Annotated in this window: 16 protein-coding genes and 1 tRNA gene; 8 read left to right on the forward strand and 9 right to left on the reverse strand. The window is 70.0% G+C overall.

All coding sequences use genetic code 11. The features are described from left to right. The first annotated feature begins 7 nt into the window (after positions 1–7). Positions 8–949: a DMT family transporter gene (locus ABID77_RS06220; protein ID WP_429592374.1), complete on the forward strand. Its 942-nt coding sequence runs from the start codon at positions 8–10 to the stop codon at positions 947–949. Positions 950–998: 49 nt separating this feature from the next. Beyond that, a complete protein-coding gene (locus ABID77_RS06225) occupies positions 999–1,904 on the forward strand; it encodes a sulfurtransferase (RefSeq protein ID WP_429592377.1) in 906 nt (301 codons plus the stop codon). A gap of 24 nt (positions 1,905–1,928) precedes the next feature. On the opposite strand, the gene ABID77_RS06230 is transcribed toward ABID77_RS06225, so the two are convergent. From ABID77_RS06230 to polA, 7 genes are all read right to left on the reverse strand, one after another. Continuing rightward, a complete protein-coding gene (locus ABID77_RS06230; RefSeq protein WP_429592380.1) occupies positions 1,929–2,153 on the reverse strand; it encodes a hypothetical protein in 225 nt (74 codons plus the stop codon). A 137-nt stretch (positions 2,154–2,290) separates the two neighbouring features. After that, positions 2,291–3,286, reverse strand: a complete 996-nt coding sequence (locus ABID77_RS06235) for a ZIP family metal transporter (protein ID WP_429592383.1) — start codon at positions 3,284–3,286, stop codon at positions 2,291–2,293. Positions 3,287–3,406: 120 nt separating this feature from the next. Beyond that, positions 3,407–4,330 carry a dienelactone hydrolase family protein gene (locus ABID77_RS06240; RefSeq protein ID WP_429592386.1) on the reverse strand — a complete coding sequence of 308 codons (924 nt, stop codon included), beginning with the start codon at positions 4,328–4,330 and terminating at the stop codon, positions 3,407–3,409. A 107-nt stretch (positions 4,331–4,437) separates the two neighbouring features. Then, on the reverse strand, positions 4,438–5,124 hold the full coding sequence (locus ABID77_RS06245; protein ID WP_429593323.1) for a superoxide dismutase: 687 nt from the start codon (positions 5,122–5,124) through the stop codon (positions 4,438–4,440). 242 nt (positions 5,125–5,366) lie between these two features. Then, complete coding sequence (locus ABID77_RS06250) at positions 5,367–5,879, reverse strand: copper chaperone PCu(A)C (protein WP_429592388.1); 513 nt, start codon at positions 5,877–5,879, stop codon at positions 5,367–5,369. Between the two features lie 73 nt (positions 5,880–5,952). Next, the gene (locus ABID77_RS06255; RefSeq protein WP_429592391.1) at positions 5,953–7,263 is read right to left on the reverse strand and encodes a M20/M25/M40 family metallo-hydrolase; all 1,311 of its coding nucleotides are present in this window, start codon (positions 7,261–7,263) and stop codon (positions 5,953–5,955) included. A gap of 50 nt (positions 7,264–7,313) precedes the next feature. Further along, positions 7,314–10,106 (reverse strand): DNA polymerase I, encoded by a 2,793-nt coding sequence (polA, locus tag ABID77_RS06260; RefSeq protein WP_429592394.1) that lies wholly within the window; start codon positions 10,104–10,106, stop codon positions 7,314–7,316. 95 nt (positions 10,107–10,201) lie between these two features. Here polA and ABID77_RS06265 point away from each other — a divergent pair, with 95 nt between their 5' ends. From ABID77_RS06265 to ABID77_RS06275, 3 genes are read left to right on the forward strand one after another with little or no spacing between them, the layout of a single operon-like run. Beyond that, positions 10,202–10,600, forward strand: coding sequence for a hypothetical protein (locus tag ABID77_RS06265; RefSeq protein WP_429592397.1), 399 nt, complete (start codon positions 10,202–10,204; stop codon positions 10,598–10,600). 7 nt (positions 10,601–10,607) lie between these two features. Further along, positions 10,608–11,651: a homoserine kinase gene (locus tag ABID77_RS06270; RefSeq protein ID WP_429592400.1), complete on the forward strand. Its 1,044-nt coding sequence runs from the start codon at positions 10,608–10,610 to the stop codon at positions 11,649–11,651. Between the two features lie 9 nt (positions 11,652–11,660). Continuing rightward, positions 11,661–12,485 (forward strand): BPSS1780 family membrane protein, encoded by an 825-nt coding sequence (locus ABID77_RS06275; protein ID WP_429592403.1) that lies wholly within the window; start codon positions 11,661–11,663, stop codon positions 12,483–12,485. Here the strand turns inward: ABID77_RS06275 and ABID77_RS06280 are convergent. Together ABID77_RS06280 and ABID77_RS06285 are read right to left on the reverse strand one after the other, a co-directional pair. Further along, a complete protein-coding gene (locus ABID77_RS06280; RefSeq protein ID WP_429592405.1) occupies positions 12,439–13,896 on the reverse strand; it encodes a DUF3999 family protein in 1,458 nt (485 codons plus the stop codon). The genes ABID77_RS06275 and ABID77_RS06280 overlap by 47 nt on opposite strands. 49 nt (positions 13,897–13,945) lie before the next feature. Next, positions 13,946–16,393, reverse strand: coding sequence for a UvrD-helicase domain-containing protein (locus tag ABID77_RS06285; protein ID WP_429592408.1), 2,448 nt, complete (start codon positions 16,391–16,393; stop codon positions 13,946–13,948). A 244-nt stretch (positions 16,394–16,637) separates the two neighbouring features. Here ABID77_RS06285 and ABID77_RS06290 point away from each other — a divergent pair, with 244 nt between their 5' ends. The 3 genes from ABID77_RS06290 to ABID77_RS06300 all read left to right on the forward strand — a co-directional run bounded on the left by ABID77_RS06290 (position 16,638) and on the right by ABID77_RS06300 (position 19,269). Then, entirely contained in the window at positions 16,638–17,615 is a 978-nt protein-coding gene (locus ABID77_RS06290) for a GMP reductase (RefSeq protein ID WP_429592411.1), read from the forward strand. Positions 17,616–17,688: 73 nt separating this feature from the next. Beyond that, positions 17,689–17,764 (forward strand) — tRNA-Ala (locus ABID77_RS06295). Between the two features lie 452 nt (positions 17,765–18,216). Then, positions 18,217–19,269 (forward strand): NAD-dependent epimerase/dehydratase family protein, encoded by a 1,053-nt coding sequence (locus tag ABID77_RS06300; protein WP_429592414.1) that lies wholly within the window; start codon positions 18,217–18,219, stop codon positions 19,267–19,269. Positions 19,270–19,299 lie beyond the last annotated feature (30 nt).

Below are 19,299 nucleotides of genomic sequence, written 5' to 3' on the forward strand. Positions count from 1 at the left end.
GCACGCGATGCAGGCCCTGTGGATGGTGCTGGCCGCCCTGCTGTTCGCCAGCATGGGCGTGTGCGTGAAGATCGCCTCGCAATGGTTCTCCAGCGCCGAGCTGGTGCTCTACCGCGGGCTGATCAGCATCGTGTTCCTGTGGCTGCTCGCGCGCGCCAGCGGCGTCTCGCTGGCCACGCGCCATCCGGGCATGCACGCCTGGCGCAGCACCGTCGGCGTGGTGTCGCTGGGCGCGTGGTTCTACGCCATCGCGCACCTGCCGCTGGCCACCGCCATGACGCTCAACTACATGAGCAGCGTCTGGATCGCCGCCTTCCTGGTCGGCGGCGCGTTGCTGGCCTGGGTGCCGGTGCCCGGCCGCGACGGCGGCGTGGCGCGTCCGCCCCTGCAGGGCGCCCTGGTGACGACCGTGCTCGCCGGCTTCGGCGGCGTGGTGATGATCCTCAAGCCCGACGTCGGCGACACAGCGGGCGCCAGCGGGCTGGCCGGCGCGGTCGGCCTGATGTCGGGCCTGACGGCCGCCTTCGCCTATATGCAGGTCGTGGCGCTGTCGCGCCTGGGCGAGCCCGAGGCGCGCACGGTGTTCTATTTCGCCGTCGGCTCGGCCGTGGCGGGCGGGCTCGCGACGGTGCTGACGGGCTTCACGCCCTGGAGCCAGTGGACCTGGGGCCATGCCCTGTGGCTGGTGCCGGTGGGGTTGCTGGCCTCGGGCGGCCAGTTGTGCATGACGCGCGCCTACGCGTCGGCCCGGACGGAAAACGGCACGCTGGTCGTGGCCAACCTGCAGTACTCGGGCATCGTCTTCGCGGCGATCTACAGTGTGGTGCTCTTCGACGATCGCATCGACGCGCTCGGCTGGGCCGGCATGGCGCTGATCATCGCCAGCGGCATCGCCGCCACGGTCCTGCGGCAGCGCTCGCTGCCCCGTGCGCCCGCCGAAGAACGCTGACGACGCCCGCCGCCGGTGGGCGCCCCAACCTCGCACGCAGGGTACCCACATGCACACCACACTGATCTCCGCGGAAGAACTCCTGGCACTGAAGGCGGACGGCGCCCCGTCGATGGTCTTCGACTGCAGCTTCGACCTGATGAAGCCAGACGCCGGCCCGGCGCAATACCAGGCGGCGCACATTCCCGGTGCCGTCCACGCCAACCTCGACACCGACCTGAGCGCCCGCCACGGGGTGCCGGGCCGCCACGGCGTGGTGGTGGCGCAGGACGACGGCGTCCCCGCCTCGGGCGGGCGCCATCCGCTGCCCAGCCGCGAACGCTTCTCGGCCTGGCTCTCCAGCGTCGGTTTCCGCAACGACATGCAGGCCGTGGTCTACGACCGCAACGGCGCCAACTTCTGCGGCCGCCTGTGGTGGATGCTCAAGTGGATGGGGCACGACGCCGTGGCGGTGCTCGACGGTGGCCTGCAGGCCTGGCAGGCCGCCGGCGGCGCGGTGACCGACCGGGTCGAGCCGGCGCATTTCCAGTCGAACTTCGTGCCGGCCGATCCGCTGCTGCCGCTGGTGGGCACGCAGGAAGTCCTGAAGGGCCTGGACGGGTCCGGCCAGACCCTGATCGACGCCCGTGCCGGCGCGCGCTACCGGGGCGAGGTCGAGCCGCTCGACCCGATCGCCGGCCACATTCCCGGCGCGCTGAACCGGCCCTTCTCCGAGAACCTGGGCGCCGAAGGCAAGTTCAAGCCGGCGGCGCAACTGCGGCAGGAGTTCGAACGTCTGCTCGGCGACCGCGACCCGTCGACCGTGGTGCACCAGTGCGGCAGCGGCGTCAGCGCCGTGCCGAACCTGCTGGCGATGCAGATCGCCGGACTGGGTCCGACGGCGCTCTACGCGGGCAGCTGGAGCGAGTGGAGCAGCACGCCGGGCCTGCCGACGCGCCAGGGCGCGCAGCCCTGAGGATCCGAGTGCCCGGCTGAAACCTCAGTCGGGCGCGTGGACGACGCGCTCGCTCTCCTCGTCGGCCGGCACGTTGTCGGCGTCGAGGTCGCTGGCATCGGTCAGGTCGATGCCGGTCTCTTCCTCCAGTTCGTCGGGCGCGGCCGAATCCAGTTCATCGGGCGCATCGAAGCCATCGCCGAGCAGGGGCAGTTCGCCGGCCTCCCGGGTCGGCGAGCCGGTGCGGAGCGTGGGGTCGGGGTGGGTCATGAGGGGTCCCTGTCTGCGTGTGTGGAAAGAACGACCATGCTGCGCCCGGGTCCGCCGCAGCGCAACAGCCGGCCGGCCACTCGCTTGTCGGAGAAACCCTTCCCCGGACCCCGGCGGCGTACCGGTGGGCCGGACGCTCAGCGCATCGGTGCCGATGTCGGCACCGCGCGCCGGGGCGTCGTCTCGCCGGGCCCGTGGTCGTGGCCGTCGCCCTCGTGGTGACGCTCTTCGGCCGTGCCATGGCCGTGCGCGTCGTCATCGGCGTGCCCGTGGTCGTGGCCGCCATGCGCCAGCGTGCTGACCAGGGTGACCACCGCGATGCCCATGGCCAGCCACGCGACCTGCGCCGCGGTCTGGCGCGCCGGCAGGCTCTTCTGCAGCTGCGGGATGAGGTCGGCCAGCGCCACGTAGATGAAGCTGCTGCTGGCCAGCACCAGGAAGTACGGCAGCCAGCCGTGGAGCCGGTCGACCAGCCACCAGCCGATGAGTCCGCCCAGCGCCGTCATCGTGCCGGCGAGCGACACCTTGACGACCGCCGCGCGCGCGTTGGCCGAGGTCTGGCGCAGCACCACCAGGTCGCCGATGTGGTGCGGCACCTCGTGCGCCAGCACCGACACGGCCGCCACCAGCCCCAGGCGGACGTCGGCGGCGAAGGCCGAGGCGATCAGGATGCCGTCGCCGAAGCAGTGGACGCTGTCGCCCGTCAGCACCGTCCAGCCGCCGGCGCGCGGCGCGCCATGGGCATGCGCGTGGACATGGCCGTGGCCGTGGCCGTGGCCGTGGCCGTGGCCGTGGCCGTGGCCGTGGCCGTGATCATGGGCATGCGCCGTCTCGCCGTGATGGTGCTCGTGCCCGTGGTGCCACAGCTCCGCCTTGTCGAGCAGGAAGAAGCACACCACGCCGAAGAGCAGCGCAGCGAACAGGCGCGAGGGCTCGACGCCGCCCTCGAAGGCCTCGGGCAGCAGGTGCATGAAGGCGGTGGCGAGCAGCGCGCCCGCGGCCAGGCTCAGAAGGTGCTGGGCATTGAGGCCGTTGCCCCCGTTGCGCACCCCCACGCGCATGAGCAGCGCGGCGATCCAGACGCTGCCGATGCCGGCGGCCAGCGTGGCGGCGAGGATGAGGAACAGGTTCATGACGACGGACTTTCTGGCCCGCGGGCCAGCGATGGGAAGAAACGGCGGGCGCCGAGTGTCCCATGACATCCGCCGACGATTCGCCGCCCGGCGGCGGCCATCGCCCGGCGACGCGCCGCGTCAGGCGACGCCGTTGGCCTTGAACCAGGCCAGCGTGCGCTTCCAGCCGTCCTCGGCCGCGTCCTTGACGTAGCTCGGCCGGTAGTCGGCATGGAAGGCGTGGCCGGCTTCCGGGTAGACGACGAACTGCGAGGCCTTCGCGGCGGCCGGACCGGTGGCCAGTGCCGCCTTCATGCGCTCGACCGTGTCGAGCGGGATGCCCTGGTCCTTGCCGCCGTAGAGCCCCAGCACCGGCGCCTGCAGCTGCGCGGCGATGTCGATCGGGTTGCGCGGCATGAGCTCGCTCGGCTGGCCCACCAGCCGCCCGTACCACGCCACGCCGGCCTTGACCTTGCCGGTGGCCGCGTACAGCCACGTGATGCGCCCGCCCCAGCAGAAGCCGATGATGCCGGCGCGCGAGACGTCGCCGCCGCGCGTGGCCGCGTAGCGCAAAGCGCCGTCGAGGTCGGCCATGACCTGGGCGTCGGGCACCTTGGCGACCAGCTCGCTCATCAGCTTCGGCAGTTCGGTGAACGAGCGCGCATTGCCCTGGCGCGCGTAGAGCTCCGGCGCGATGGCGAGGTAGCCGAGCTTGGCGAAGCGCCGGCAGGTGTCGGCGATGTACTCGTGCACGCCGAAGATCTCCTGGATCACCAGCACCACCGGCAGGCCGGTCTTGCCCGCCGGCGCGGCGGCGTAGGCCGGCACGTCGAAGCCGTCGACGCTGTAGGTGACGGGGCCGGCCGCGAGGCCGTCGGCCGGGGTCGTGATGAAGGTCTGCGCCGCGACGGGCACGGCGGCCGCCGCGTAGCCGACGCCGAGCGCGGCCATCAGCGCGGTGCGGCGCGTCGCGCCCGCCGCCGTGCTGGCGCCCGGGCGCAGGGAATCGAATTCGGCGTCGAGGTCGCTGCGTCCGGCGTCGGACGATGGGAACGAGGAGGACATGGGTGAATCGCTTTCCGGAGGACGACCGCGAAGGTCGGAGAAGGGGACGAAAGAACGCGGGGCCGGTGCGCATCCACGCACCGGCCCCGCGCGGACACGGAGGCGGATCAGCGCGCCGGGGCCGGTGCGGCGGCGGACGCGGCGGCGAAGCGGCGGTTGACCTCGTTCCAGTTCACCACTTGCCACCAGGCGGAGAGGTAGTCGGCACGGCGGTTCTGGTACTTCAGGTAGTAGGCGTGCTCCCAGACGTCGTTGCCCAGGATCGGCGTGCCGCGCACTTCGGCCAGGTCCATCAGCGGGTTGTCCTGGTTGGGCGTGGAGGTCACGGCGAGCCGGCCGTCCTTGACGATCAGCCAGGCCCAGCCCGAGCCGAAGCGCGAGGCGCCGGCCTGGTTGAACTGGCGCATCAGGGTGTCCATCGAGCCGAAGTCGGCCTGGATGCGCGCCATCAGCGCGGGCGACGGCGCACCGCCCTGCCCGACCGGCGCCATGATGTTCCAGAAGAAGGCGTGGTTCCAGGCCCCGCCGGCGTTGTTGCGCACCACCAGCGTCTGGCGCGAGGCCGTGGCGACGAGCTGCTCGAGGCTCGCGCGCGCCACCTCGGGGCTGGAGGCCGCGGCGTTGTTGAGCGCGTCGTAGTAGGCCTTGTGATGGCGGCCGTGGTGGATCTCCATCGTGGCCTTGTCGATCACCGGCTCCAGCGCGTCGGGCGCGTAGGGCAGCGGAGCCTGGCGGAACACCTGGGCGGCCGGTGGCGTCGCGGGCGGCGGCGGGGGCGGTGCCGGTGCCGCCATCGGCGCCGGGGCCATCGGGCCGCCGGCCGGGGGCATGGGCTTGGCCGACATGGGGCCGGTCGGGCCGGGTTGCGCACATGCGGCGACGACGCCTGCGACCGCGAGCGTCGCGATGAGTCTGAACATGGAAAGGCACTCCTTGCGTTGATGACGCGCGATGGTCGCCCACAACCGCGACGGGGCGCGTCGGACGACGGCGTGTCAACCGCCGCGGCGCGCCATGCCTGCCGCGCCGCGCGGCGTCAGTGCTTGTGGTCGCCGTGGGCGCCATGCGCACCGGCGGCGGGCGCCGCGGCGGCACCGGCGGCGAGCGCGCGCACCTGCGCCGTCACCTCGCGCGTCTCGCGCCGGCCGTCCCTGCCCTCGAAGACCAGGGTCAGCGGCACGGTCTCGCCGGCCTTCACCTGCTGCTTCAGGTCCATCAGCATGACGTGGTAGCCGCCCGGCGTGAGCTCGACGGGCTTGCCGGCGGGCAGGTCGAGCGCCGGCAGGCGGCGCATGCGCATCACGCCGTCCTCCATCTTCATCTCGTGCACCTCGGCCACCGGCGTGAGGGGCGTGGCGACGGAGACCAGGCGGCTGTCGGCCGAGGCGTCGAGCCGCATGAAGACGCCGGTGGCCTTCTGCTGCGGCACGGTGGCGCGCACCCAGGCGTCCTTGACGACGACCTCGGCGTGGGCGACGGCGGCCGTGGCGGCGATGGCGGCCAGGATCAGGGAACGGACGGACGACGGGAGGGACGGGGATTTCTTCATGACGGGGTGATGGAGCGTGAAGCGTTGATGGAAGCGATGCGGGCGGTTCGAGGATCGGGACGTGGCGCGGCCGTCACAGCCCGGCCTTGCCGCGCGAGATGTCGACGATCAGGCGCGTGACGAGGTAGAGCCGCGGCTCGATCGAATCGAGCAGCACGTACTCGGCATCGGCCGAGTGGGCGCCGAAGCCCTGCAGGCCGAAGCGCTCGACCACGGCCGCCCTGGTCGAGAGCCCGGCGAAGGCGGCGTCGGTGCCGCCGCCGGCGACCTTGTCGTCGGCCGCCAGGCGCCGGCCGAGTTCGCCGTAGATGCCCTGCGCGTGCCGGGCCAGCGCGAGCGACGCGGCGCTCGACTCCAGCGGCGGGCGGCGGCGCTCGAAGCGGGCTTCGACCTGCGCCTCGGGCACCAGCTGGTTCTTCACGCGCTCGGCGATCGCCTTCTCGACGCGGTCGTAGTCGGCGACCCGGGTGACGCGCACGTCGGCGGTCGCCGTGGCCAGGGCCGGGATCACGTTGCGGTTGGTGCCGGCCTGGGCGGTGGTCCAGTTCAGCTTCAGGCCGGTGGCCGGATCGGACAGGTCGCGCATCTGCAGCACCTGGTGCGCCATCTCGTAGAAGGCGTTGACGCCGCGCTCGGGCGCCGAGCCGGCGTGCGAGGCCTTGCCCTTCACCGTGAGCGAGACCGCGCCGATGCCCGCTGTCGCCAGCGACAGGGTGTCCTGGGCGATCGAGGCGCCCTCGTGCGAGAGCACCGCGTCGTGCATGGCGCCCTGCTGCGTGATGAGCGCGCGCGAACCCGGCGAGCTGATCTCCTCGTCGCCGTTGATCAGCACCGTGAGCGTGCCGTACTCCCGGAAGTCGAGCTGGCGCAGCATGGCCAGCGCGTGCAGGATCACCGCGATGCCCTGCTTGTCGTCGGCGATGCCAAGCCCGTAGGCCTTGTCGCCCTCGACGCGGAACGGCTGGCCGGCGAGCATGCCGCGCTGGTAGACCGTGTCCATGTGGGCGATGAGCATGATCCTCTTCGTGCCCGTGCCCTTGAAGGTGGCCTTCACGACCTTGCCGATCTTCTCGGGCGTGTCCTCCATGCGGTAGACCTGCGGCGCGGCCGCGCTGCCCGGCTCGATCAGCTCGACCTCGCCGCCGAGCGCGCGCAGCCGGCCGGCGATGAGCCCGGCGATCCTGTCGAGGCCCTCGAGGTCGCGACTGCCCGACTCGATGCCCACGAGCTGCGAGAGCGATTCGAGCAGCGGCTGCCTCTCGCGGGCCGCCAGTTCGGCGATGCGGGCATCGGGCGCGGCGTGGGCGGCGGAACCGAAGGCGCACGCGGCGGCGCACAGCAGCGCCAGGCCGGAGCGTCGAACGAGGAAACGAGGTGCGGTCATGGCGACTTTCATCGGAACGAGGGACGGAAATTCCTGGCGGTCGGGGGCGATCAATGGGCTTGATCCCAGTTGGGGCCGATGCCCAGTTCGGCCAGCAGCGGCACCTTGAGCTCGGCCACGCCGGCCATCAGGCGCGGGATCTCGGCACGCACCCAGTCGACCTCGGCCTCGGGCACCTCGAAGACCAGTTCGTCGTGCACCTGCATGATCATCTTCGTGGCCCGGTCCTCGGCGTCGAGCACGTCCTGCACCGCGACCATGCTCAGCTTGATCAGGTCGGCGGCGGTGCCCTGCATGGGCGCGTTGATGGCCGCGCGCTCGGCGCCGCCGCGGCGCGGTCCGTTGGGCGAGTTGATCTCGGGCAGGTAGAGGCGCCGGCCGAAGACGGTCTCGACGTAGCCCTGCTCCTTCGCGCTGGCGCGGGTCTCGTCCATGTAGCGCTTGACGCCCGGGTAGCGCGCGAAGTAGCGGTCGATGTAGGAGGCGGCGGCCTTGGTCTCGATGCCCAGGTTCTTCGCCAGGCCGAAGCTGCTCATGCCGTAGATGAGACCGAAGTTGATGACCTTGGCGTAGCGCCGCTGCTCGCTGGAGACCTTGTCCACCGGCGTGCCGAAGACCTCGGCCGCCGTCGCGCGGTGCACGTCGATGCCCTCGGTAAAGGCGCGCAGCAGCGATTCGTCGCCGCTGATGTGGGCCATGATGCGCAGCTCGATCTGCGAGTAGTCGGCGCTGGCGATCACGTGGCCCGACGGCGCCACGAAGGCCTCGCGCACGCGCCGGCCCTCGGCCGTGCGGATCGGGATGTTCTGCAGGTTGGGGTCGTTGCTGCTCAGGCGCCCGGTCACCGCCACGGCCTGCGCGTAGTGCGTGTGGACGCGGCCGCTGCGCGGGTTGGCGAGCTGGCCGAGCTTGTCGGTGTAGGTGCCCTTGAGCTTGGACAGGCTGCGGTGCATGAGCAGCTTGGCCGGCAGCGGGAAGTCCTCGGCCAGCTTCTCCAGCACCTCCTCGTCGGTGCTGGGCGCGCCGCTGGGGGTCTTCTTGACGATCGGCAGGCCCAGCTTGGTGAAGAAGATCTCGCCGATCTGCTTCGGGCTGCCGAGGTTGAAGGGCTGGCCGGCGAGCTCGTAGGCCTCCTGCTCCAGCGCCATGATGCGCGTGCCCAGGTCGTGGCTCTGCGCGGCGAGCCGGGCGGCGTCGATCAGCACGCCGTTGCGCTCGATGCGGAACAGCGCCTCGCTGCTGCGCATCTCCAGTTGGTAGACGAAGCGCAGCTTCTCGTCGGCCTCGATCTGCGGCCACAGCACGCGATGCACGTCCAGCGTCTGGTCGCTGTCCTCGCTCGAGTACTCGGCCGCCTTGTCGATCGACACCTGCGCGAACGGGATCTGCTTGGCGCCCTTGCCGCAGAGGTCCTCGTAGTCGATGCCGCCGCGTCCCAGGTGGCGCTCGGCCAGGCTGGCCAGGCCGTGCGGCTTGTGGACCTCCAGCACGTAGCTCTGCAGCATGGTGTCGTGGGCGTAGCCGCGCACCTCGATGCCGTGGTTGGCGAAGACGTGGCGGTCGTACTTGACGTTCTGGCCGAGCTTGGGCCGCGCCGGGTCCTCCAGCCAGGGCTTCAGGCGCGCGAGCACCTCGTCCATGGGCAGCTGCGCGGGCACGTCGGCGTAGTCGTGCGCCAGCGGGACGTAGGCGGCGGCGCCCGGCTCGACGCTGAAGCTCACGCCGACGATCCGGGCGCGCATCTCGTCGAGCGAATCGGTCTCGGTGTCGACCGCCACCAGCGCGGCGGCGTCGATCCTGGCCATCCAGGCGTCGAACATCTCCCAGGTCAGGATCGTGTCGTAGGCGAGGTTGGAGGCCTTCTCGGCGGCCTCCGCCTCGGGCTCGTCGAACAGGCCGCCGCTGGCCTCGGGGCCTTTCTTCTTCTTGTTCTGCGCGATCAGCTCGGGCGGCACCGCGTGCGCCTCCAGCGTGCGCGCCAGGCTCTTGAAGCCGTAGCGCTCGTAGAAGGCCTTGAGCGCGTCGACCTGCTGCGCGCCGATGGCGATGCCTTCCAGCGCGGGCAGGCCCTCGACGTGGCCGCCCAGGTCGCAGTCGGTGCGGATGGTCACCAGCCGGCGGCCCTGCGGCAGCCAGTCGACCGCCTTGCGCAGGTTCTCGCCGGCCTGGCCCTTGATCTCGGCGGCGTGTTCCATCAGGGCGTCGAGCGAACCGTACTGCAGCAGCCACTTGGCGGCCGTCTTCGGGCCGACCTTGTCGACGCCGGGCACGTTGTCGACCGTGTCGCCCACCAGCGTCTGGTAGTCGACCATCAGCGCGGGCGGCACGCCGAACTCGGCCGTGACGCCGGCGACGTCGCGCCGCTTGCCGTTCATGGTGTCGATGATCGTGACGTGCTCGTCGACCAGCTGGCTCAGGTCCTTGTCGCCGCTGGAGACGATGACCTCGACGCCCTGGGCGGCGGCCGTGCGGGCCAGCGTGCCGATGACGTCGTCGGCTTCCACGTCGGGCACGCACAGCACCGGCCAGCCCAGCAGCCGCACCACCTCGTGGATCGGCGCGACCTGGCTGCGCAGGTCGTCGGGCATGGGCGAGCGGTGGGCCTTGTAGTCGGGGTACCAGTCGTCGCGGAAGGTCTTGCCCGGTGCGTCGAAGACGCAGGCGGCATAGTCGGCCCGGACCTCGCGACGCAGCGACTGCATCATGTTGATCATGCCGCGGATGGCGCCGGTGGCCGGGCTGGCGGCGTCGCCGGGCACGGCGCGCAGGTCGGGCATGGCATGGAAGGCGCGATAGAGGTAGCTCGATCCGTCGACGAGCAGCAGCGTTTTCTTGTCGGTCATCCGCCTCATTCTGCCCGCGCGCGGCATGGCGGCCGGCAGCCTTCGGCACCGCGCGCCGACAACGCGCGGCCGGGGTGCGCACCTACAATCCCGAGATGGCCACCTCTACTTCCTCCCTCTTCCGCCAGGCCCTGCTGGCGACCGTCTGCGCCCTCTCGACCGCGGCCGCCTGCGCCCAGACCGGCGCGCTGCCGGCGGCGACGGGAGGAACCCCTTCGACGGCGGCCCAGGGCGTCGCGCCGACCGATGCCGCGCAGACCCGCGCGGAGGGCCGACGCAACCAGAAGATCGAGAACATCCACGTCGAGGACAACGGCGCCCGGGTCGACGAGGTCCGCTACGGCGGCCAGACCCAGAGCATCACCGTGCAGCCCAAGGCCAACGTGCCGGCCTACGAGGTGCTGCCCAACGACGGTGGCCGCGAGCGCCAGGGCCAGGCCGAGACCGGCAGCAGCGGCATCGGCGCCCGCGTGTGGAACCTGCTGAAGTTCTGAGCGCGGCGTGGCGGTCTACACCGAAGTCGGTCACGACGAGGCGGACGCGCTCGTGCGCCGCCTGGGCCTCGGAGCCCTGACGGCATTGCGCGGCATCGAAGGCGGCATCGAGAACACCAACTACTTCGCCACCACCAAGCGCGGCGAGTACGTGCTCACGCTGTTCGAGCGGCTGGGTCCCCAGCAGCTGCCCTACTACCTGTGCCTGATGGAGCACCTGGCGAGCCGGGGCATCCCGGTGCCGGCGCCGGTGGCCGACCCGGCGATGGCGCCCGCGACCGGACATCCGCTCGCTTCCCCTGCCGATGCCCCGTGCGCGCTGCTGCACACCGTGGCCGGCAAGCCCGCCGCCGTGGTCGACCGCCTGAGCGGCCACAGCGTGCTGGCCCCCGGTCCCGCGCATTGCGCCGAGCTCGGCCGCTGGCTGGCGCGCATGCATCTGGCGGGACGCGACTTCCCGCGCGTGCAGCCCAACCTGCGCGGCCTGGACTGGTGGAACGAGACCGCGCCGGTCGTGCTGCCCCACCTCCACGGCGCCGCGGCCGACCTGCTGCGCAGCGAGCTGGCCTATCAGAACCATGTCGCCGCTTCGTCGTCCTACGCCGCCCTGCCGCGCGGCCCGGTGCATGCCGACCTGTTCCGCGACAACGCGATGTTCGCCGCCGGCACCGCCGAGGCCGGCGAGCCGCCCCGGCTGAGCGGCGTCTTTGACTTCTATTTCGCCGGTACCGACAGCTGGCTGTTCGATCTGGCCGTGAGTCTGAACGACTGGGCCGTCGACCTGTCGACCGGCCGGAGCGACGCCGAACGCACGAACGCGCTGCTGGAGGCCTACGCCACGGTGCGGCCGCTCACCGGCGCCGAGCGCGCACTGCTGCCGGCCATGCTGCGCGCCGCCGCGCTGCGCTTCTGGATCTCGCGGCTGTGGGATTTCCACCTGCCGCGCGAGGCCAGCATGCTCAAGGCGCACGATCCGACGCATTTCGAGCGCGTGCTGCGCGAGCGCGTGCGCACGCCGCTGGCGGCCGTGGCCGAAACCCTGGGTGCCTGAACGGAACCGATGAAACTCAACCTCGTCCCGGCCCGCACGGGCGCCACCTGGGTCCGCAGCGGTCTCCAGACCTTCGCCAAGCGTCCGCTGGCCTTCATGGCGCTGTTCATGTTCTTCATGGCGGTGGTGTCGCTGGCCTCGCAGCTGCCGCTGGTTGGCACGGTGCTCGCGCTGATGCTGCTGCCGACCATGACGCTGGGTCTCATGGCGGCCGCCGCGGCGGTGTCGGCGATCGGTGCCCAGCCGAGTTCGGCCAGCCTCTTCGCGACCGCCTTCCAGGCCGTGCGCGCCGACGTGCGGCCGCTGGCGGTGCTCGGTGCCCTGTACGCGGTGCTGTTCCTGCTGGTGGTGGGGATCTCGGCGCTGGTCGACGGCGGCCAGTTCGCCCGCGCCTACCTGCTGGGCGAGCCGGTCAGCCGCGAGATGGCCGAGAGCGGTGCCTTCCAGGGCGCCCTGTGGCTGTCGCTGGCGTTCTACCTGCCGCTGTCGCTGGCCTTCTGGCATGCGCCGGCGCTGGTCCACTGGCATCGCGTCGCGCCGGCCAAGAGCCTGTTCTTCAGCTTCGTGGCCTGCTTCAGGACCTTCGGCGCGCTGTCGGTCTTCGGCCTGGTGTGGATGGGCGTCGTCATGGGCGCCGGCATCCTGCTCAGCCTCATCACCGTGCTGCTGGCCGGCATGGGCCTCTTCGGCAGCGGCGACGGCGCCGGCGCGGCGGCGGGTGGCACGCTGGTGATCGGCGGCGTGCTGATCACGGCGGCGATGTTCTTCACCAGCGCCTGGTTCTCGTTCAGGGATACGTTCGACGCCGACGCGCCGGCCGACGGGCCTCGATAGCGGCAACGCGGTGGCGATCGTCGACTTGCGGCGTCAGGGACCGCGACGACGACATCCAGGCCCGGGGCGTCGACCCGATCGCACGCAGCAACGACCAGACCATCGCGGTGAGCAGCACCGCCACGATGGCCAGCGCGCTCCAGGGGTGGGTTTCCGGAAACGTTCTTCCGGATCGGATCGTGGCCGTCTCGTCCGACGGGTTCGCTGCAGACGCGGCTGCGGAAGGACCGGCATCCGAGGGTTCATCGACCGGGTCTTCGAAGGTCGCGCTCGCCGGATCGATCTTCGGCGGCCGGCTTCTCCATCCGCCTGGAATCAGTTGCCGAAGCGGCAAGGCATGGGGCATCGGCAACGCGGTCCTGCTGTCCTCGTTCCAGGACAGCGTGAAAGGTGGCCGCCCCTGCGCGAGGAACACCAGGGTCGGCGGCCGGGCGCCGTACGACAGGGTGGGCGGTCGCGTCCCGAGTGCCGCGATCGCCCCCTGGGTGCGCAGGCGCAGCACCGCGTGGGAGCGGCCGTCCAGGGCGATCGCGCCCGAACGCGTTTCTTCCGACGACCGGTCCAGACGGAACACCGTGGCTTCGGCGAGCAGCGTTTCCTCAGCCGGCCGATCGACGTCGAGGACACGCAGCGGCGCCAGCGTGTTGGACTGGTTCAAGGAGATGCGCAGGCTCCGCACCGGCAGTCCGCGCGGCACCGGGTAGTCGCAGGCGTCGAAGCCACAGGCCGAGGGGTCGATGTCGGCGGTCCAGGCCAGCGGCTCCACGGTCCGCTGCGCGATGTCGATCCAGGCCGCCGCCAGCCGGGGCGCCCGTTCCGGATGTTTCCAGCGCAGGCGGAGGAATCGCGCTTCGACCGGCCCGAGTTCGACGCTCGACCGCTCGATGCGCGCCGGGCCCCGCTGCAGCCGCGCGATCTGTCCTTCGGCGTCGATGCCGCGCCACCGGCGCAGGTCGTCGCTGGCGTCCAGCGCGAACGGGAACAACCCGCTGGGTCCGGGTGCGAGCTCGAACCGCGCGCGGACTCGCTCGCCTTCCATCTCGCCGGTATCGATCACCCATTCGTCCGCATCGCCGCGTGCGGACACCGGTGTCGGCGCCGTCGAATCGGGACGGGCCGTTTCCAACGCGAACAGGGAGGCGCGGACGGTGGTCGTCGTCGCGTCGCTCGTCGCCTGCGGGTCATCGAGCCAGCCCCACGGCACCGTCTGTCCGGACGCATTGCGCACCCGCAGATCGCGCAGGTCGCCGAACGCGGCACGGCCATGGATCGCGAGGGGCAGTTCGAGCTTGTGGAAAGGGCCGGGCCCTCGCAGTGCAATTGGTGCCTGTGTGTGTGCCTGTGCCCCGCAGGCCGCCAGCCACCCCAGCAACGCGACGGAACACCGCGTACCCCTTGTGATCGACCGCATCCCTCGCTCCCGTTTTTCGCGGGAGTGTAGGAGCCGGATCAGCGGGGACTCACACCGGCGTCAGCTTGGCGACCGAAAGCGCCAACCACTTCACGCCGTGGCGCGGAAAGTTGATCTGCGCACGGGCGTCGTCGCCCACGCCTTCGAGCGCCGTCACGGTGCCTTCGCCGAACTTGTTGTGGAACACCTTCATGCCCGAGCGCAGGCCGTGCGAAGGCGCCGACTTCTGCGGCGGCACCGGCGGGCTGGCGAAGGCGTCCTTGCTGAAGCCGCCACCCCCACTGCCACCCCCGCCGGCCGCGCCGCGCGATGTCGCGTAGCCGCCGCCATAGCCGAAGGCCGAGGGCGCGAAGCCCTGGTTCTTCGGCGTCAGCCACTTCAGCGATTCCTCGGGCAGCTCCTCGAAGAAGCGGCTCTTGACGTTGTAGCGCGTCTGGCCGTGCAGCATGCGCGTCTGCGAATGGCTCATGTAGAGGCGCTTGCGCGCGCGCGTGATGGCCACGTACATCAGCCGGCGCTCCTCCTCCAGGCCGTCGTGGTCGCTCATGGAGTTCTCGTGCGGGAACAGGCCCTCCTCCATGCCGGTGATGAAGACGCAGTCGAATTCCAGGCCCTTGGCCGCGTGCACCGTCATCAGCTGGATGGCGTCCTGGCCGGCCTGGGCCTGGTTGTCGCCGGACTCCAGGGCCGCGTGCGTCAGGAAGGCCGCGAGCGGACTGAGCGTCTCGCCGGTCTCGGCGTCGGGCGCCAGCGTCTCGATCGGCTCGTCGATCAACGTCAGGTTCGGGTCCAGCCCCTGGCTGGCTGGCGACTGGCGCAGTTCGTCGACCGGCAGCGCGACGGCGTCGCGCCCGAAGCCTTCCTGCGTGACGAAGCTCTCGGCCGCGTTCACCAGCTCGTTCAAGTTCTCGATGCGGTCGGCGCCCTCGCGGTCGGCCTTGTAATGCTCGACCAGGCCGCTGTGCTCCAGGACCATCTCGATGATCTCGCGCAGCGAGCGCCCCACCGTCTGCTCGCGCATCACGTCGATGCGGGCGACGAAGGCCGACAGGTTGCCGCCCGCCTTGCCGCCCACGGCGCTGACGGCGTCGTGCAGCGAGCGCCCGGCCGCGCGCGCGGTGTCCTGCAGCACCTCGATGCTGCGCGCGCCGATGCCGCGCGGCGGGAAGTTGACGATGCGCAGGAAGCTGGTGTCGTCGTCCTTGTTCTCCATCAGCCGCAGGTAGGCCAGCGCGTGCTTGATCTCGGCGCGCTCGAAGAAGCGCAAGCCGCCGTACACCCGGTAGGGCACGGCCGCGTTGAACAGCGCCGTCTCGATCACCCGGCTCTGCGCGTTGCTGCGGTAGAGCACCGCGATCTCCTTGCGCTCGACGTCCTCGCGCACGAGCTGCCGCATCTCCTCGACCATCCACTGCGCCTCGGCGAAGTCGCTGGTGGACTCGTAGACGCGCACCGGCTCGCCCGGGCCCTGCTCGGTGCGCAGGTTCTTGCCCAGTCGCTTGGTGTTGTGGCTGATGAGCGCGTTGGCCGAGTCGAGGATGTGGCTGTAGCTGCGGTAGTTCTGCTCCAGCTTGATCTGGCGCTGGACGTCGAACTCGCGCACGAAATCGGCCATGTTGCCCACCCGGGCGCCACGGAAGGCGTAGATGCTCTGGTCGTCGTCACCCACGGCGATCACGCTGTTGTGGGCCGCCGGCGTGAACTGCCCGTGGTCAACGTGGCCCGAGAGCATCTTGATCCAGGCGTACTGCAGGCGGTTGGTGTCCTGGAACTCGTCGATCAGGATGTGGCGGAAGCGCCGCTGGTAGTGCTCGCGCACCGCGTCGTTGTCGCGCAGCAGCTCGTAGCTGCGCAGCATCAGCTCGCCGAAGTCGACCACGCCCTCGCGTTGGCATTGCTCCTCGTAGAGCCGGTAGAGCTCGACCTTCTTGCGGTCGTCCTCGGTGCGGGCCTCGACGCCGTCGGGTCGCAATCCGTCCTCCTTGGCGCCGGCGATGAACCACTGCGTCTGCTTGGCCGGAAAGCGCTCGTCGTCGACCTGGTGCTGCTTCATCAGCCGCTTGATGGCCGAGAGCTGGTCCTGGGTGTCGAGGATCTGGAAGGTCGAGGGCAGGTTCGCCAGCTTCCAGTGCGAGCGCAGGAAGCGGTTGCACAGCCCGTGGAAGGTGCCGATCCACATGCCGCGCGCGTTGACCGGCAGCATCGCCGTCAATCGCGTGAGCATTTCCTTGGCGGCCTTGTTGGTGAAGGTCACGGCCAGGATGCCGCCAGGCGAGACCTGGCCGGTCTGCAGCAGCCAGGCGATGCGGGTGGTCAGCACCCGGGTCTTGCCCGAACCGGCACCGGCGAGGATCAGCGCGTTGCCTTCGGGCAGCGTGACGGCGGCGAGCTGTTCGGGGTTGAGGTTGGCCAGCAGCGGAGAGGATGCTGGATCGGCGTGGGCCGGGCCAGGGGAAGAGGCGCCGGCGGGGGCGTCGTGCGAGCCGAAGAGAGACATCGGACGATTGTAGGAAGCCGCACCGCGCGACCCACCGCGCGCCGAATGAGGTCTATACGAAAGCCGGGGTACCGGGCCGTCGCTGCCGTCCTAGAATCGATCACCGGGCCCAAGTTTCTTGACGCCCGGTTTTTTTTCGCCCGCCGTTCGACGCGGCGGGAAGGACCGGACGCCAACCCCCAAGCGCCCGCGCCGCCGGGAATCGTCCCGAGGCGCCCTCTTCCCCTTCCAGGAGCTTGGTTCCATGCAGATCTTCGACTACGACAACATCCTCCTGCTGCCGCGCAAGTGCCGCGTCGAGAGCCGTTCGGAGTGCGACGCCAGCGTCGCGCTCGGCGGCCGCAGCTTCCGCCTGCCGGTGGTGCCGGCCAACATGAAGACGGTGGTCGACGAGACCACCTGCCTGTGGCTGGCGCAGAACGGCTACTTCTACGTCATGCACCGCTTCGACCTCGACAACGTCGCGTTCGTGCGGCGCATGCGCGACCAGGGCGTGTTCGCCTCCATCTCGCTGGGCGTGAAACCGGCCGACTACGAAACCGTCGACCGCCTCGCCGAGGGCGGCTTGGCGCCCGAGTACGTCACCATCGACATCGCCCACGGCCATGCCGACAGCGTCAAGAACATGATCGGCTACCTCAAGCAGAAGCTGCCGGCGTCCTTCGTGATCGCCGGCAACGTCGGCACGCCCGAGGCCGTCATCGATCTGGAGAACTGGGGCGCCGACGCGACCAAGGTCGGCATCGGGCCGGGCAAGGTCTGCATCACCAAGCTCAAGACCGGCTTCGGCACCGGCGGCTGGCAGCTCAGCGCGCTCAAGTGGTGCGCGCGCGTGGCGACCAAGCCGATCATCGCGGACGGTGGCATCCGCGACCACGGCGACATCGCCAAGAGCGTGCGCTTCGGCGCCTCGATGGTGATGATCGGCTCGCTGTTCGCCGGCCACGAGGAGTCGCCCGGCAAGACGGTCGAGGTCGACGGCGTGCTCTACAAGGAGTATTACGGCTCGGCCAGCGACTTCAACAAGGGAGAGTACAAGCACGTGGAAGGCAAGCGCATCCTCGAACCCATCAAGGGCAAGCTCGCCGACACGCTCGTCGAGATGGAGCAGGACGTGCAGAGCTCCATCAGCTATGCGGGCGGCAAGGCGTTGATGGACATCCGCAAGGTCAACTACGTCACCCTGGGCGGCGACAACGCGGGCGAGCACCTGCTGATGTGAACGGCGGCAATCCCGACATCATGGGCAGGTCATGAGGAAAAGAGAACGTCCTGACTAGAATCCGATCCTTGTCGGGGGGGTAGCTCAGCTGGGAGAGCGCCGCGTTCGCAATGCGGAGGTCGTGAGTTCGATCCTCATCCTCTCCACCACACATTCCGGACCGCGACGCCAGCAGCGCTCGCGACGACAAGAAGCCTCGGCCATCCGCCGGGGCTTTTTTTTGCCCTGCGCTTTCGTCTCCGTCCGCCGACGACTTCCCGACGGTGGACGACCGTTTTCGACAGGATCGAAAAGTCCTTGAAAACCGGTCAAATTTCACACTTGAACCGAACCTGAACAAGAAAACTCAAACTCGCATAAACAAAAGGTGACACTTGGACTGTTTCTCGGCACAATTATTACTTAAGGTTTACATTGATCTGGAACTCGAAAGTCGAACCGCCATGGCGCTCGATGTCGGCGACGATCCGGACCGACCGCTCCTGGCGGTAGGAAACGAGGTGAGAGCTTTGTAAACCGAAGTGCCGTATCCTAAGAAAAAGCCTCTAAATGAGGTCTTAGGTATACATCCATTGTATTGCTCGTAGCGAAATTGAAAACCATGAAAATATTGATTACCGGAAACATGGGATACGTCGGCTCGGTGGTCTCGAAGTACCTGAGAGCCGCCCATGCCGATGCCGTGTTGCATGGCTACGACAACGCTTACTTCGCCCACGGCCTCACCGGCACGACCGTCGTGCCCGAACGCAGCCTCGACGAGCAGTTCTACGGCGACGTGCGCGATCTGGCGCCGGAATTCCTGAAGGGCTACGACGCCGTCGTGCAGCTCGCGGCGATCTCCAACGATCCGATGGGCAATCGCTTCGAGAAGCCCACGATGGACATCAACCAGGGCTCGGCCGTGTCGATCGCCAAGGCCGCCTCCGACGCCGGCGTGAAGAACTACGTCTTTGCCTCCAGCTGCAGCGTCTACGGCATCGCCCTGGGCGGACCGCGCAAGGAGTCGGACGACCTCAACCCGATCACCGCCTATGCCAAGTCGAAGATCGGCGCCGAGCGCGAGCTGGCCGAACTCGACACCGGCATGACCATCACCTGTCTGCGCTTCGCGACGGCCTGCGGCATGTCCGACCGCCTGCGGCTCGACCTGGTGCTCAACGACTTCGTCGCCTGCGCACTGAGCCAGGGCGAGATCACCGTGCTGTCGGACGGCTCGCCGTGGCGCCCGCTGATCGACGTGGCCGACATGGCGCGCGCCATCGACTGGGCCGTCGCCCGTCCCGCCGACAACGGCGGCCGCTACCTGGCCGTGAACGCCGGTGCCGACGAATGCAACTACCAGGTGCGCGACCTCGCCAAGGCGGTGGCCGACGCCGTGCCGGGCACCAAGGTCTCGATCAACCTGGACGCACCGGCCGACAGCCGCTCCTACCAGGTCGACTTCGCGCTCTACAAGTCGCTCGCGCCCCAGCACCAGCCCCAGGTGGATCTGGCGCAGTCGATCCAGAACCTGCTCGCCGGCATGCGCCGCATGAAGTTCGACGACGCCGACTTCCGCAAGTCGATGCTGATCCGCCTGAACGTCCTGCAGGGCCACATCGACGAGAAGCGCCTGAACCAGGCCTTCGAGTGGCAGGCCCTGGACGCCTGAAGTCCCCTGCTTTCGCCGCCGGCCCATCGG

Origin of the sequence: Variovorax sp. PvP013 (genome assembly GCF_050435945.1) — a bacterium.
In the GTDB taxonomy this organism is placed as follows: Bacteria; Pseudomonadota; Gammaproteobacteria; order Burkholderiales; family Burkholderiaceae_C; genus Variovorax.